14 protein-coding genes are annotated in these 14083 nt (G+C 70.9%); 6 read left to right on the forward strand and 8 right to left on the reverse strand.

Annotated features, from left to right (window positions below; genetic code table 11):
• Positions 1-49: 49 nt before the first annotated feature.
• A complete protein-coding gene (dnaN, locus tag AB0J95_RS02855; RefSeq protein WP_364751399.1) occupies positions 50-1147 on the forward strand; it encodes a DNA polymerase III subunit beta in 1098 nt (365 codons plus the stop codon).
• A gap of 1760 nt (positions 1148-2907) precedes the next feature.
• Here dnaN and AB0J95_RS02860 read toward each other — a convergent pair.
• On the reverse strand, positions 2908-3606 hold the full coding sequence (locus AB0J95_RS02860) for an MBL fold metallo-hydrolase (RefSeq protein WP_364753428.1): 699 nt from the start codon (positions 3604-3606) through the stop codon (positions 2908-2910).
• 84 nt (positions 3607-3690) lie between these two features.
• Positions 3691-4539, reverse strand: coding sequence for an NUDIX hydrolase (locus AB0J95_RS02865; RefSeq protein WP_364753430.1), 849 nt, complete (start codon positions 4537-4539; stop codon positions 3691-3693).
• A gap of 99 nt (positions 4540-4638) precedes the next feature.
• Here AB0J95_RS02865 and AB0J95_RS02870 point away from each other — a divergent pair, with 99 nt between their 5' ends.
• A complete protein-coding gene (locus AB0J95_RS02870) occupies positions 4639-5520 on the forward strand; it encodes a Gfo/Idh/MocA family oxidoreductase (protein ID WP_364751402.1) in 882 nt (293 codons plus the stop codon).
• A gap of 78 nt (positions 5521-5598) precedes the next feature.
• Here AB0J95_RS02870 and AB0J95_RS02875 read toward each other — a convergent pair whose 3' ends face one another.
• The 4 genes from AB0J95_RS02875 to AB0J95_RS02890 are packed head-to-tail and all read right to left on the reverse strand — an operon-like array spanning position 5599 to position 8114.
• Complete coding sequence (locus AB0J95_RS02875; RefSeq protein WP_364751405.1) at positions 5599-6867, reverse strand: hypothetical protein; 1269 nt, start codon at positions 6865-6867, stop codon at positions 5599-5601.
• A gap of 10 nt (positions 6868-6877) precedes the next feature.
• Positions 6878-7501, reverse strand: coding sequence for a hypothetical protein (locus AB0J95_RS02880; protein ID WP_364751408.1), 624 nt, complete (start codon positions 7499-7501; stop codon positions 6878-6880).
• A gap of 2 nt (positions 7502-7503) precedes the next feature.
• Positions 7504-7962 (reverse strand): RidA family protein, encoded by a 459-nt coding sequence (locus tag AB0J95_RS02885; RefSeq protein ID WP_364751410.1) that lies wholly within the window; start codon positions 7960-7962, stop codon positions 7504-7506.
• On the reverse strand, positions 7959-8114 hold the full coding sequence (locus AB0J95_RS02890) for a hypothetical protein (protein WP_364751413.1): 156 nt from the start codon (positions 8112-8114) through the stop codon (positions 7959-7961). Before AB0J95_RS02890 ends, AB0J95_RS02885 begins: the two co-directional genes overlap by 4 nt.
• Positions 8115-8155: 41 nt before the next feature.
• On the opposite strand from AB0J95_RS02890, the gene AB0J95_RS02895 reads away from it, so the two are divergent.
• Genes AB0J95_RS02895 through AB0J95_RS02905 form a run of 3 tightly spaced genes read left to right on the forward strand, consistent with a single transcriptional unit; the run spans position 8156 to position 10590 of the window.
• On the forward strand, positions 8156-8407 hold the full coding sequence (locus AB0J95_RS02895) for a hypothetical protein (protein ID WP_364751416.1): 252 nt from the start codon (positions 8156-8158) through the stop codon (positions 8405-8407).
• A 45-nt stretch (positions 8408-8452) separates the two neighbouring features.
• The gene (locus AB0J95_RS02900; RefSeq protein ID WP_364751419.1) at positions 8453-9463 is read left to right on the forward strand and encodes an ArsA-related P-loop ATPase; all 1011 of its coding nucleotides are present in this window, start codon (positions 8453-8455) and stop codon (positions 9461-9463) included.
• Entirely contained in the window at positions 9460-10590 is a 1131-nt protein-coding gene (locus AB0J95_RS02905) for an ArsA family ATPase (RefSeq protein WP_364751422.1), read from the forward strand. Before AB0J95_RS02900 ends, AB0J95_RS02905 begins: the two co-directional genes overlap by 4 nt.
• 5 nt (positions 10591-10595) lie before the next feature.
• Here AB0J95_RS02905 and AB0J95_RS02910 read toward each other — a convergent pair whose 3' ends face one another.
• Positions 10596-10901: a WhiB family transcriptional regulator gene (locus tag AB0J95_RS02910; protein WP_364751424.1), complete on the reverse strand. Its 306-nt coding sequence runs from the start codon at positions 10899-10901 to the stop codon at positions 10596-10598.
• A gap of 200 nt (positions 10902-11101) precedes the next feature.
• Between AB0J95_RS02910 and AB0J95_RS02915 the strand changes: the two genes are divergently transcribed.
• Complete coding sequence (locus tag AB0J95_RS02915; protein WP_364751427.1) at positions 11102-13528, forward strand: transglycosylase domain-containing protein; 2427 nt, start codon at positions 11102-11104, stop codon at positions 13526-13528.
• A gap of 48 nt (positions 13529-13576) precedes the next feature.
• Here the strand turns inward: AB0J95_RS02915 and AB0J95_RS02920 are convergent, their stop codons facing one another.
• A complete protein-coding gene (locus tag AB0J95_RS02920; RefSeq protein WP_364751430.1) occupies positions 13577-14044 on the reverse strand; it encodes a GatB/YqeY domain-containing protein in 468 nt (155 codons plus the stop codon).
• Positions 14045-14083: the final 39 nt, after the last annotated feature.

A 14083-nucleotide genomic window follows, 5' to 3' on the forward strand; every position in this document is an offset into this window, starting at 1 on the left:
TAGCTGGGAAAACCCGGAATTGTCGGACCCCATCGCTAAGGTGCGAAGCATGGATCTGACCGCCACAACCGCAGACCTGGCGAACGCAGCGGCCGAGGCCGTCCGGCTGCTGCCCGGCCGGATGCTCGACCCCGTGCTCGCCGGGCTGCTGCTGACCACGACCGATTCCGGAGTCGTCCTGGCCGGCAGCGATCGCGAACGTGCCGTGCGGCTGTCGTGCGAGGCGGCGGTGCACAGCACGGGGAAGGTTCTCGTGCCCGCCAAGCCGTTCGCGGAGACCCTGCGGGCGCTGGACGTGCCGATGGTCCGGATCGTGGTCGAGGGCGCGCGGCTCGCGATCCGGACCCCGGCGGCCCGGTTCGCCCTGCCGCTGCTCGACGCGGACCTGCATCCGGGTGTGCTGGTGGCGCCACCCCGGGTCGGGTCGGTGGACGGGAAGCTGCTGGTGTCCGCGTTGACCACGGTGGCGGCGACGGCTTCGCGGGACGAGGCGCTGCCGTTGTTCACCGGGGTGCGGATGCGGTCGGACGGGGACCGGTTGGTGCTGGCCGCCACCGACCGGTACCGGATGGCGGTCGCGTCCATCCCGTGGTCGGCGGGCCCGGGCTCGCTGGACGCGTTGATCCCGGCCGCGTTGCTGGCGGAGGTGGCCAAGCAGGTCCGTGGCGAGGTGGAGGTGCACGCCGATCCGAACCGGGTGGGGCTGGCCTGGGGAAGTTCGGTCGTCACAACGGCTTTGCTGGACGGGTCGTTCCTGAGCGAGAGCAAGATAGTCATGTCCGAAGTAGACACTCACGTCGAGGCGGACGCGGATGTGCTCGCCGCGGCGGTCCGGCGGGTGGCGCTCTACACGGACAACCGCGGTGTGCTCAAGCTCGAGGTTGGCGACAACGAGCTCCGGCTGCGCGGGGCCGACCAGCAGGCCGGTGAGGCGGAGGAGTCGGTCAAGGCCGATGTGGACGGTGGACGCACCTCCCCTTCGTTCCAGTCGCGTTTCCTCGTCGACGCGCTGCGGCCCTTCACCGGCGGCCGGGTCCACCTCGCCATCCAGCCCGGCATGCGCGCCACCGTCTTCAGCTCCCCCGACTCCGAGGAGGTGATCGATCTCCGCTACATGGTGGCCCCCATGCGCCCACCCACCACCTGACCCACCCACACCACCGAGACGGCATCGGCGCCCCAGCCACCCCTACGGCGGCCGCGCGGCCACCCGCAGCCTGCCCACGATCACGGTCCAGCATCAACCCGCCAGGTGCTGCCCCCACCGTGGACAGTCGCAGCCGCCACGACGCCCCACGCGCCTCACGTCGCCACCACAGCGCACCGCACCTGAGGCGCGACGGTCCGCCCACCCACCGACGCCCCGTCCCGCGCGGGGTCAGCCCGCCCCGGGCCAGCCCCGCGCCGCTCGCCCCGCGTGGTCGGTGCAGGGCAGCCAATCCCGGGTGGGCCAGTGCCGGATGGGGTGAGTGCCGCGTCGGTCAGCCCCGCCTCGGTCAATCCCGGCTCGGTCAATCCCGGCTGGGCCAGTTCCGCGTCGGTCAATCCCGCGTGGATCAGCCTCGCCTCGGCCAGCCCCGGCCGGGTCAATCCCCGCGTCGATCAAACCCACGCGGGACCAGCCCCGCACCCGCTCACCTGCCTGGTCGGAGCGAGGCGACCAGGCCCGGCCGGGCCGGTCCAGGGTGGGTCAGCCCCGCCTCGGTTAATTCCGGCTGGGCCAGTTCCGGCTGGGCCAATCCCGGCTGGATCAGGCCCCGCGTGGATCAGCCCGCCTCGGTCAGCCCCGGCTGGGTCAATGCCGCACGGGACCAGCCCCCGCACGCCCGCCTAGCCGATGCGAGGCGGCCAGCCCCGCGTCGGTCAACCCTGCGCGGGACCAGCTCCCGCACCCGCTCGCACGGGTGGTCGGTGCGAGGCGGCCAGCCCCGGGTGGGCCGGTGCCGCGTCGGTCAGCGCCGCGTCGGTCAATCCCGCGTGGATCAGCCTCGCCTCGGCCAGCCCCGGCTGGGTCAATCCCCGCGTCGATCAAACCCGCGCGGCACCAACCCCCGCACTCGCTCGCCCGCCTGGTCGGAGCGAGGCGGCCAGTCCTGGGGTGGGCCGATGCCGGGTGGGCCGGTGCCGCGTCGGTCAGCCCCGCGCCGTTCAATCTCGGCTGGGTCGCTCCCGGGTGGATCGATCCCACGTCGGTCCATCCCGGCTGGGTCGCTCCCGGGTGGGCCAGTCCCGCGTCGATCAAACCCGCGTGGTGTTCGCGGGGTGCGACCTTGCCAGCTTCGTGCCGCAGTGACACGGGTTGCTGCAGCGTGCGGCTGGCTCCGGGCCGGGCGGTAGCCACACGGGTAGGCGTCCGGGTGGGCGTCGTCCGCGGGGTCCGTTGGCGAACCCCCAGAAGTGCGTCGAGGACATGCCGAGGTAGCTGGCGCTGGAAGAACCGTTGTCCTTGGTGTGCTGGTACAGCGCGCCCGTAGGTCCGCAGCGTGCTTCAGGGCCGCCGTGGCGAACCCGAGGGCACCTGCCTGCTGACGTTGATGCTGTCCGGGTCAGCGATCCTCCGGTTGTGCAGGCGCTTGTCTCCGCAGAGGGCGCCGCTAAAACGCACATGCTGTCGCGCAGCAAGACGCCGCCGGGTGGGCCTTGCCGAACAACGGCTCCCTCCGGTTGGCTGCGGGCAACGCGCACAGGTTCGCTTACCCAGCAACAAGAACACACCGGTTACGGAGCGGCGAGATCGGCGCCCACCAGCACGACAGAACCAGCCCGCACCAACTCGGCAGGATCTGCCCGCGCTAACGCGGCTGGATCTGCGCACCGAGGCGGGTGGGAGCAGCGTGCCGGCGCTGGGATGGCGACTGGCTTTCCCTTGTCCGGGGCGAACAACGCGATGTACCGGCGCCTTCGCTGCTACGAGCGGAGGTAGTCCAGTTGGGCGCGGACTGACCATTCCGCGGGGCCCCACAGGGAGGGGTCGACGTCGGCGTAGACCAGTTCGACTACCTGGCGGGCTGAGGCGTCTGGTCCGAGTTGCTTCAGTGCGGCGCGCACTTGGTCGAGTCGTTCCTCGCGGTGCGCCAAGTACTCACTGGCGACTGCGGCCAGGTCGGGTAGGTCCGGTCCGTGTCCTGGGAGCACGGTGGTTTGGATCTGTGCGAGGCGGCGGAGGGTGTTGAGGTAGTCGCCGAGGGACGAGATCACTGTGGTGCCCCGCCCCAGGATGGTGTCGCCGGTCAGCATGGCGTCGGGCAGTTGCAGGCAGATCGAGTCGTCGGTGTGGCCTGGGGTGTGCAGTACGCGCAAGGTCAGGCCTGCGGCCTCGACGACCTCGCCGTCGGTCAGGGAGTCGCCGTCTCGGCACAGTTCGGGGTCGAACGCGCGGATGGGTGCGTTTGTGTGGGCGGACAGCCAGGGGGCGCCCTCGACGTGGTCGGCGTGGTGGTGGGTCACCAAGATCAGGGACACCGGGCCGGAGGCCGCCACGCGTTCGAGGTGCGGGATGTCCTCGTAGCCGGGATCCACGACGACGCAGCCCTCGGCGTCCGGCGCGCGCAGAATCCAGGTATTGGTCCCGTCCAGGGTCATCGAACCCGGGTTGTCCTCCAACATCACCGCAGCCGTCGGCGTCACCGCCCGCAACACCCCGTACGCCGGATGCTCAACGCTCACCGATCCACACCTCCACTCCAGTTGCTAACGGCCCAGGGTGTCGTCGGGGTGGGCGTCCAGGTGGTTGGCCGCTTGGGGGTAGGCGGGGTCGCCGGGCAGGACGGGGCGGAGGATATGGCCCTCGCGGATGACCTTGGGGATGATCTTGCTGATGGTCCGGTCGGCGGCCATGGCGTCGGCGACCGTCGGCATCTCCGCCAGGTCGGCGAGGGTCATCCAGGTGGGTGGCAACAGGCCGCGTTCGCCTGCTTTCCACAGGGCGATGGCGTCGGTTGGGCGGCGCCATTCGGCGTGATCGGCCTCGGAGGTCGAGCCGTCGGCTCGTTGTCCCTCGGGCAAGGCGGCGATGAAGAACTTGGTGTCGTACCGGCGCGGCTCCTCGGCCGGGGTGATCCAGTTCGCCCAGGGCTGCAACAGATCCGCGCGCAGGACCAGGCCCGCGCCAGCGAGGAACTGCGCCAGCGAGAACTCACGGTCGACAAGCGACTTCCGGGCCGACGCGTAAGGCGCCGTGTCCGAGACAACCGAAGACGCCGACGGCCCGGCGAGCAACACACCGGACTCCTCGAAAGTCTCCCGGACCGCCGCACACACCAGTGCACGTGCGAGCGGCACCGGGCAGTCGAAACGCTCCGCCCACCATTCGGCGTCCGGGCCGGTCCACGCGACCGCCACGTCCGCGTCGCGCTGGTCCACCCCGCCGCCCGGGAAAACGCTCATCCCGCCGGCGAAAGCCATCCCCATCACACGGCGCAGCAGGAACGCCTCCAGGCCCGCCGCGGTATCGCGCAGCAACACCACGGTAGCGGCGTCCTTGGGCGTGACCGGAGGATCCGGGAACTTGTCCGGCACCATCGACTCCGGCAGCACCATCTCCTTCGGCAGTTCACGCACCTCCCGAGCCTACGACCGTGCCCACCGCGGGACCTCGTGACCCAGCTCACCCGGGATACTTGCCGGGTGGAGAACCAGGTGCGAGTAGGACTGATCGGGGCCGGCGGATGGGCGCAGCGTGTGCACGCCCCCGGGCTGGCCGACCATCCAGGCGTCGAGCTGGTCTCGGTGTGGGCCCGCCGCCAGGACGCCGCCGCTGAGCTGGCCGGCAGCTACTGCGCGCAGGTCGCCGCCGACCCGGCCGAGCTGATCGCCCAGGTCGACGCCGTCGCCTTCGCCGTCCCTCCGGCCATCCAGGCCGACCTCGCGCTGGAGGCCGCCAAAGCGGGCCGGCATCTCATCCTCGAGAAACCGCTCGCGGCCACCCTGGACGAAGCCGAACGCCTCGCCGGGGCCATCGCCGACGCGGGGGTCGTCTCGATCATGGCTCTCGTCCGCCGGTTCGCCCACGAGACCAGCCAGTGGCTCGACGGCCTGCACGAGCTCGGCGGCCTCGCCGGCGGCAACGCCCAATGGCTGTCCGGCGCCCTGCTGTCCGAGGACTACGTGGACTCCCGTTGGCGGCACGAGCACGGCGCCCTGCTCGACATCGGCCCGCACGTGATCGACCTGATGGACGCCGCCCTCGGCCCCGTCACCGACGTAGTCGCCGCCACCCACGGCTCCCACGACCTCTGGCACATCCTGATGGCCCACGAGGGCGGCGCCACCAGCACGATCTCCATCTCGCTGCGCCTGCCCATGCGCCCCACCGTCACCGAGTTCACCGTCTACGGCGACCACGGCTACCGCTCACTCCCGGGCCGCGACAGCTCCGCCGCCGAGTGCTACACCGCCCTGCTCGACGACTTCGTGGCCATGATCCACAGCAACACCACGACCCACCCCGTCGACGCCCAGCGAGGCCTCCACCTCCAGAGGACCATCCACACCATCACCCAGAAAGTCACCCGCCCCTAACCCACCGCCGGGGTGTCCGCGTCGTGGTGAACTGCGTGCCTGAAAACAAAAGGGCCAGCCGGAGTGGCTGGCCCTTTGTCACGCTCCCGGGGAGAACCGCGGTGGTTCGCCGGTGCCGCCCGCGGACGGCGGGGCGCCGTTGATGATCCGCGGGGTGGGCGGGCTGGACCACTGCTTCGACTCGTTGTCGGAGTGGCGGCCGGACTTGTCGGTCTGCCAGGACAGCTTCTTGTTCGGGGCGGCCGCCGCTTCGGCCTGTTCGCGCTTGGCGAGCTCCTCCTGCAGCTGACGCAGGAGGTCCCGCTCCTGGTCGTTGAGGTCGCTGTCGTCGAACGTGTCCTTCACCGACGGCACCGACGGCGGCACTACCGGCGCTGGAACAGCGGGAACTACAGGCACAGCGGGTGTCTTGGGCTCCTCGACCGGCTCGGCCCGGCGGAGGCTCGGCTGGTCGAAGTTGGGGCGGTCCGGACGCGGTGACGGTGACGGCGTCGAGGCAGGGACCGGGGCCGGCGACGACGGGGTGTCATCGGCGACTGGATCGAGCACCGTCGTCGTCTCTTTTGGGGACGTGACCGGCTCCATCTCCGGGATCCAGCTGCTGCTCGAGGGCTGCTCGGCCTCGGGCTCGGGTTCCTTCTTCCAGCCGCCCTGGCGCTCCTGGCCCCACGTCCGCGGCGCGTCCGGTTCGGCCGAGCCGTCGGCTCCGTCGAACGACACCCGGCGGGCCTGCTGCATCGCCTGGCGGTGGTACTCGGTCAGCGGCGAGCTGTCCCGCAGCACCTCCACCGCCGCGCGGATCCCGGCCCGGCGCAGCGCGTGCTCGATGCGGTAGGCCGTCGACGGCGGGAACCCGCGGGGCCCGATCTCGACGAGCACCACCCGGTTGGGCACCGGCCCGGCCACCGCTCCCGCGGGGGTGGTCCGCCACACGCACCACAGGGCACGCACGTCCGGCAGGACCTCCAGCACCCGGTGCACCGCGTCGTTCACGCCCTGCTCGGCCCCGCCGACCTGGGTGTCGACCAGTCCGGGGTGGAACTTGTGCACTGGTGGGCGGGCTCGCCCGTCGTCGACCTTCAGCTGCTGAATCAGCGTCGGGTCGCAGTGCGCCTCGGTGAACAGCGTGTCCAGGTCCCTGCGCTCCACCGGCGACAGCGGGATCCGGCCGGCCACCAGGCAGCCGGCGATCAGTTCGAGCGACCGGTCCAGCTCGGCGGACGCCAGCAGCTCCCGCGCGTCGGTCAGCGCGTCGTCGTCCAGCCGGCCGGCCAGGCCCAGCAGCAGATCATGGACACGGATCGGAAGCGCAACGCGGTCGGCGACCTGGGTCACGGCTGTCTCCATTCCGGCTCGTCTAGCTGGGGACCAGATGTCCCCCTTCAGCGGCTCCCATGGCCAGCGGCACCGACGCCGCCAGTGCCGCCTGGTGGTACCGAGGCAGCAGGATGCCCCTCGGGATCACCTCAACGCTCGGCTCATGGGTGCCGAGCGCCCGCAGCACCCGCTGCAGCTCACCTGCCAGCCGCGCGCACTGCGAGGTCGCGGTCACGAGGACGACCCGGGTCGCCGGCTCACCACCCGTTCGTGGCAACCGCCAGCTGCCTCGGACCTCACCGATATCGGTCCGATCCCGGACAATCGCCCCAAGGACTACGCCCGTGGAGTCACCCATGCTCACCCATTCGGGCGACTCCGACGTGAATGTGTAGTCGACCTCGGCGATTTCGTCTACCCATGGCAGCGCGTTGAGCCGCTCCGGATCCGCGCCCGCGGGCCGCAAAGCGTTCGTGAGCAGGCGAGACTCCTCGGCGGTGAGCCCGACACGTTCGCGAAGAAGTGTGAGCGGCAGCGACCGCGCGAGGGCCGTGACCGCACCGGACGCGAGCCAGTCCCGGAACCGCCACAGCTGGCGGTCCGGCAGCCGGCCGGCCAGCCGCAGCAGCAGCTCGTGACAGTCCGACTCCGCGTAGCTGTCCATGCTCAACCTCCGACCTCGAAGATCACCTCGACCTCGACCGGTGCGCCGAGTGGCAGTTCCGCCACCCCCACAGCGGCACGAGCGTGCTTGCCGGCGTCCCCGAACACCTCTCCGAACAGCTCGGAGGCACCGTTGACCACGGCCGGGACGGCCGTGAAGCCCTCGGCGGCGGCCACGAAGCCGCCGACCTTGACCACCCGGACGACGGCGTCCACACCGACCAGGGAGTGCACCGCGGCCAGGGCGTTGAGCGCGCAGGTCCGCGCGTGGTCCTTGGCCTCCTCCGGGCTGACCTCCGCGCCGACCTTGCCGGTCGCGGGCAGTGAGCCCTCGACGAACGGCAGCTGACCGGAGACGTACACGTGTGCCCCGGACCGCACCGCGGGCACGTAAGCGGCGAGCGGGGCCGCCACCGAGGGGAGTTCGATGCCGAGCTCGGCCAGCCGCGCGGACCAGCTCACGACTTGGGCCGCTTCAGGAAGGCAACGAGCTGCTCGCCGGTCGGGCCGGGCTGCACCGTGACCAGCTCCCAGCCGTCCTCGCCCCACTGGTCGAGGATCTGCTTGGTCGCGTGCGTGAGCAGGGGGACGGTCGCGTACTCCCACTTCGTCATGGGCCGGAGCGTAGCCCGTGCACTTTGGGTAGCTTCACCCCGTGGAGACGTGGCGGGTGATCGCAGGGGTACTGATCGGGTTCGGCGGCATCATCCTCGTGCTGCTCACCATGGCGTACACGCGGGAACGCCGGGGCAGCACCGGCGGCACGGTCGCGGTCGCCGGGGTCATCGCGTTCACCCTCCTGACCATCCTGTGCATCCTGTCGCTCACCGTGTTCCCCGGCGCGGTGGTGTGGATCATCGTGCTCGTCGTCGGGCTGACGAACGTAGTGCTGTTGCTCACGAGCTGACCGGCCACCAGGGCATCTGCGTATTCCGGCACTTACGCTTGGGTAGTGACCACCCCCGTCGTTGGTTGGACCGATCACGTGGCCCGTGCGCGGCTGCACATCGTGACCGGCAAGGGGGGTACGGGCAAGACCACCGTCGCGGCGGCGCTGGCGATCGCGCTGGCCACCGGCGGCAAGCGGGTGCTGCTGGTCGAGGTGGAGGGCCGGCAGGGCATCGCGCAGGTCTTCGACAACCAGCCGCTGCCGTACGAGGAGCTGCGGATCGCGGCCGCGCCCGGCGGTGGCGAGGTCCGCGCGCTGCACGTGGACGCCGAGGCCGCGCTGCTGGACTACCTGTCGATGTTCTACAACCTGGGCCTGGCCGGGCGGACGCTGCGCCGGATGGGCGCCATCGACTTCGCCACCACGCTCGCGCCGGGCCTGCGGGACGTCCTGCTCACCGGCAAGATCAAGGAGACCGTCGGGCGGACCGGTGAGAACGGCAGGCACCTGTACGACGCCGTCGTGGTGGACGCGCCGCCGACCGGCCGGATCGTGAAGTTCCTCGACGTCACCCGGGCGATGGCCGACCTGGCCAAGGTCGGGCCGATCAAGGGCCAGAGCGACGGCGTGGTGCGGCTGCTGCACTCCGACGACACCGCGGTGCACCTGGTGACGCTGCTGGAGGAGATGCCGGTGCGCGAGACCCTGGAGGCCGTCGCCGACCTGGACGGGGCCGACCTGCGGCCCGGCGCGGTGTTCGTCAACCGGGTCCGCCCGCCGCGGCTGCCCGCCCGTTCGGTGACGTCGGCGGCCAACGGCCGGGTGGACGCGTCGCGGGTGCGCACCGGCCTGCAGGCGGCCGGGCTGGACCTGGCCGAGGACGTGGTGGAGGGCCTGGTGGCCGAGACGGTCGAGCACGCCATCCGGGTACAGGCCGAGAGCCGGGCCCGCGAGCAGCTGGCCGAGGGCGACCTGCCCACGGTCGAGCTGGCCGAGATCACTGAGGGGATCGACCTCGGCGCGCTCTACGAGCTGGCCGAGACCATGGTCGAACAGGGGGTGCGGGGCAGATGAGCACCCCGGCGCTGAAGACCGACGAGCTGATCGACGATCCGAACACGAAGGTGATCGTGTGCTGCGGGTCCGGCGGGGTGGGCAAGACCACGACCGCCGCCGCGCTCGCTGTCCGCGCCGCTGAGCGTGGCCGCAAGACCGTAGTGCTGACCATCGACCCCGCGCGCCGCCTTGCCCAGGCCCTTGGCCTGCCGGAGCTGGGCAACCAGCCCCGCCGGGTCGAGGTCGATGGCTTCGAACCGGCCGGTGAGCTGGACGCGATGATGCTGGACATGCGCCGCACGTTCGACGACATGGTGCACGCGCACGCCGGTCCCGAGCGGGCCAAGGAGGTGCTGGCCAACCCGTTCTACCGGACCATCTCCAGCTCCTTCTCCGGCACGCAGGAGTACATGGCGATGGAGAAGCTCGGGCAGCTGGCCGCCGAGGGCCAGTGGGACCTGATCATCGTGGACACCCCGCCGAGCCGGTCCGCGCTGGACTTCCTGGACGCGCCACAGCGGCTGTCACAGGCGCTGGACGGGCGGATGATCAAGCTGCTGGCCGGTCCGGCCAAGGCGGGCGGCTGGGGGATCCGCAAGATCGTCGGCGCCGGGTTCTCGCTGTTCGCCAAGGCCGTGTCGACGATCGTGGGCGGGCAGCTGCTGGCCGACGCGTCCGCGTTCGTACAGGCCTTCGACAGCATGTTCGGCGGCTTCCGCGAGCGCTCGACCCGCACCTACGAGCTGCTCCGCTCCGGCGGCACCGCGTTCCTGGTGGTCGCCGCGCCGGAACCGGACGCGTTGCGCGAGGCCAGCTACTTCGTCGAACGGCTGGCGGGCGAGTCGATGCCGCTGGCCGGCCTGGTGGTCAACCGGACCCACCCGGTGCTGGCCGGCCTGGCCGGGACCAAGGCGCTGGCCGCGGCCGAGACGCTGGAACGCCGCGGCGACGCCCCCCTTGCTGCCGCGGTGCTGCGCCTGCACGCCGACCGGGTGTCCGTGGCCGACCGGGAACGCCGGCTGGTCAGCCGGTTCACCCGGGCCCACGCGGGTGTGGCCGTGGCCCGCGTGCCCGCCATGCCGTCCGACGTGCACGACCTGAGCGGGCTGCGGCTGATTGGCGAGCAGCTCGGCGCGGGCCACTAGTGGTCCTAGCCGACCTGGGCGTCCTCCGGGTGGTGCCGCTTGCGGGCGTTGTCCAGAAGTTCACGCCATGAGGTGACGTCCGGGCGACGGCGCAGCAGCGCGCGCCGCTCCCGCTCGGTCATCCCGCCCCACACGCCGAACTCGATCCGGTTGTCCAGTGCCTCGGCGAGGCACTCGGTGCGGACCGGGCACGCCACGCATACCAGTTTCGCCTTGCGCTGCTCCGCTCCCCGGACGAACAGCTCATCGGGGTCATCGCCCCGGCAGGCCGCGCTGACGCGCCAGTCCTGCGGTTTCAGAGTCGAATCCATCTCCCCCAGCTCCTACCGTCGTGTCCATTGTCCGATGCCCCCCGGCACCAGCTGCCTGTCGTGACAAAATTGACGACGTTCGCGCGCCCCCGGTTCCCCTCAGTTCAGTTATTGACGACCTGCACACAAGCGCGCTGACTGTCAACCTGGTATCGCAGCGTAGCCACAAGCCCGAACGGGTTAATGGGTACCCTGGCTCAGTGCGCTTCACGAACGGTCTGTTCAAGCTGCTCAGTCTGTGCCTCCTCGCCGGTGTGCTGGTGGCCGGGATGCTGTTCCCTCTGGTAGGGGCGCTGGGCGTGGCATCCAACCGCGCCAGCGACACGATCGACAGTGCCCAGGCGGAGATGGTCGAGGTGCCACCGGCCCTCATCACGACCATGACGGACGCCGGTGGCAAGCCCCTGGCGACGCTGTACGACCAGTACCGCGTGCCGGTCGCGGCCGACCAGATCTCCCCGATCATGAAGGCCTCGCTGATCGCGATCGAGGACCGCCGGTTCTACGAGCACCACGGCGTGGACTGGAAGGGAACGTTCCGGGCCGCGCTGAGCACGAGCGGCGGCAACCAGCAGGGTGGCTCGACGCTGACCCAGCAGTACGTGAAGAACTACCTGATCAACGTGGTCTACCGGGGCAACAAGGCGGAGCAGAAGAAGGCGCAGGAGCCGACCATCGCCCGCAAGCTGCGGGAGGCGCGGATCGCGTTGCAGCTGGAGCAGAAGATGTCCAAGGAGGACATCATCACCGGCTACCTCAACACGGTCGAGTTCTCCAACGAGATCTACGGCATCGGCGCGGCGGCCGCGACCTACTTCGGCACCACCCCGGACAAGCTGACCGTCCCGCAGGCCGCGCTGCTGGCCGGCATGGTCAACAACCCGAGCGTGTACAACCCGTGGAGCAACGGCGCCAAGGCGCTGGAACGGCGCAACCTGGTGATCGACACCATGGTGCAGACCGGGCGGCTGGCCCAGTCGGACGCGGACGCGGCCAAGAAGGAGCCGCTGGGTGTGCTGCCGAAGGTGCAGAAGCCCGCGAAGAACTGCAACGGCGCCGGCCCGGAGGCCGGGTTCTTCTGCCAGTACGTGGTGACCTACCTGGAGAAGCTCGGGTTCACCGAGGACCAGCTGATCACCGGCGGCTACACGATCAAGACCACGCTGGACCTCAACGCCACCCACCTGGCCAAGGTGGCCGCCGAGGACGGGGTGCCCAAGACGCTGGACGGCATCGCCAACGCGATGGCGATCGTGCGGCCGGGCAAGGACCGCCACGAGGTCGTCGCGCTGGTCTCCAACCGCGACTACGGGCCCAACGCGGCCCTCGGCCAGACCCAGTACCCGCAGCCGTACGGCATCGAGAACAAGTTCGGCGCCGGGTCGATCTACAAGATCTTCACCGCGGCGGCCGCGCTCGAGGCGGGCATGGGCATCAACAACACCATCGAGACGCCCGGCCAGTACACCTCGCACTTGTTCAAGGGCGGCGGGGACAAGTGCCCGAAGACCGAGGACCCCAAGGACGGCAACACCCGCTGGTACTGCCTGGGCAACGCGGGCAAGTACGCCGAGTCGATGACCCTGCAGTCGGCCCTGGCCACCTCGCCGAACACCGGGTTCGTCAAGCTGGAGGAGACCCTCGGCGGCACCGAGAAGGTCGTCGACATGGCGCAGCGGCTGGGCATGCGCGAGACCATGGCGTCGAACATGGACGGCAACAAGCCCAAACCGGGCGAGGAGACCCAGGCGCAGCACTTCAAGCCGCACCCTGGTGACCACGGCAAGCCGACGTTCACCCTCGGCCCGGCGCCGACCAGCGCGCTGGAGCTGGCGAACGTGGCCGCCACGCTGATGAGCGGCGGCAAGTGGTGCCCGCCGACGCCGATCGTGTCGATCACCGACCGCAACGGCCAGCCGGTGGACCTCAAGGGCAAGGAGCAGCCGTGTGACCAGGCGGTCGACGAGCCGCTGGCGAACAGCCTGGTGGTCGGGCTGAGCAAGGACGACCAGCCGGGCGGCACGTCCGCGGCGGCCGCCTCGGCCAACGGCTGGAACCGCCCGATGATGGGCAAGACCGGCACCACCCAGGAGTACAAGTCGGCCGGGTTCGTCGGCGCCGTGCCGCAGTACGCGGCGGCCGTGCTGACGTTCAACGACGGCCCGCGGCCTCGGCCGATCCGCGACACCGACCCGCCCTCGTTCGCCAGCACGGGCAACATCTACGGCGGCAAGATCCCGGCTCGGACCTGGTTCAAGGCGATGAAACCGTTGCTGGGCAACGAACCGGCGTTGCCGCTGCCGAACCCGGACCCCCGGTACGTGGACGGCGGGGCGCAGCAGCAGGTGCCCAACGTGATCGGCCTGAGCGCCCAGGAGGCCACCAACCGCCTGCAGGCGGCCGGCTACCGGGTCAACCAGGTGACCAGGGACTCCGGTGAGCGCAAGGGCACGGTGATCAACCAGAACCCGCGCGGCAGCCGGATCCCGAACGAGGTCATCACGATCTACGTGTCCAACGGGGTCGCGCCGAACGTGCAGAACCCGCCGGATCCGAACAACCCCGGCGGCACGCAACCCGGCGGACCGCCCAACGGCGGTGAAGGCGGCGACCCGGGCGGCGGCTGAGACGACGAAGGGCCCCTCGTTCGCGAGGGGCCCTTCGTGCGTCCGGGGTCAGGACAGGCGGGCGCGCACGGCGGCGGCCACCCGGCCGCCTTCGGCGCGGCCGGCCACCTTGGCGTTGGCGGCCTTCATGACCTGGCCCATCTGCCGCTGGCCGGGAGCGTCACCGAGCTGCGCGGTGACCTCGGCGACGGCCTCGTCGACCACGGCGTCCAGCTCGTCGTCGGTCAGCTGCTGCGGCAGGTACTCGGAGATCACGTCGGCCTCGGCGCGTTCGGCGGCGGCCTGCTCGGTGCGGCCGGCGCTGTCGAAGGCCTCGGCGGCCTCCTTGCGCTTCTTGGCCTCACGGGTCAGCACGCGCTGCACTTCCTCGTCGGACAGCTCGCGCGCCTCCTTGCCGGCGACCTCCTCGTTGGTGACCGCGGCCAGCACCATCCGCAGCGTCGCCAGGCGGGTGGTGTCCTTCGCCTTCAGCGCCGTCACCAGGTCGGACTTCAGGGCTTCCTTCAGCTGCGCCATGGCCGGGAACGTTACCGGGACGGTGCCTGCCTGCGCGCG

Source organism: Actinocrispum sp. NPDC049592 (assembly GCF_040675465.1).
Lineage (GTDB): Bacteria > Actinomycetota > Actinomycetes > Mycobacteriales > Pseudonocardiaceae > Kibdelosporangium.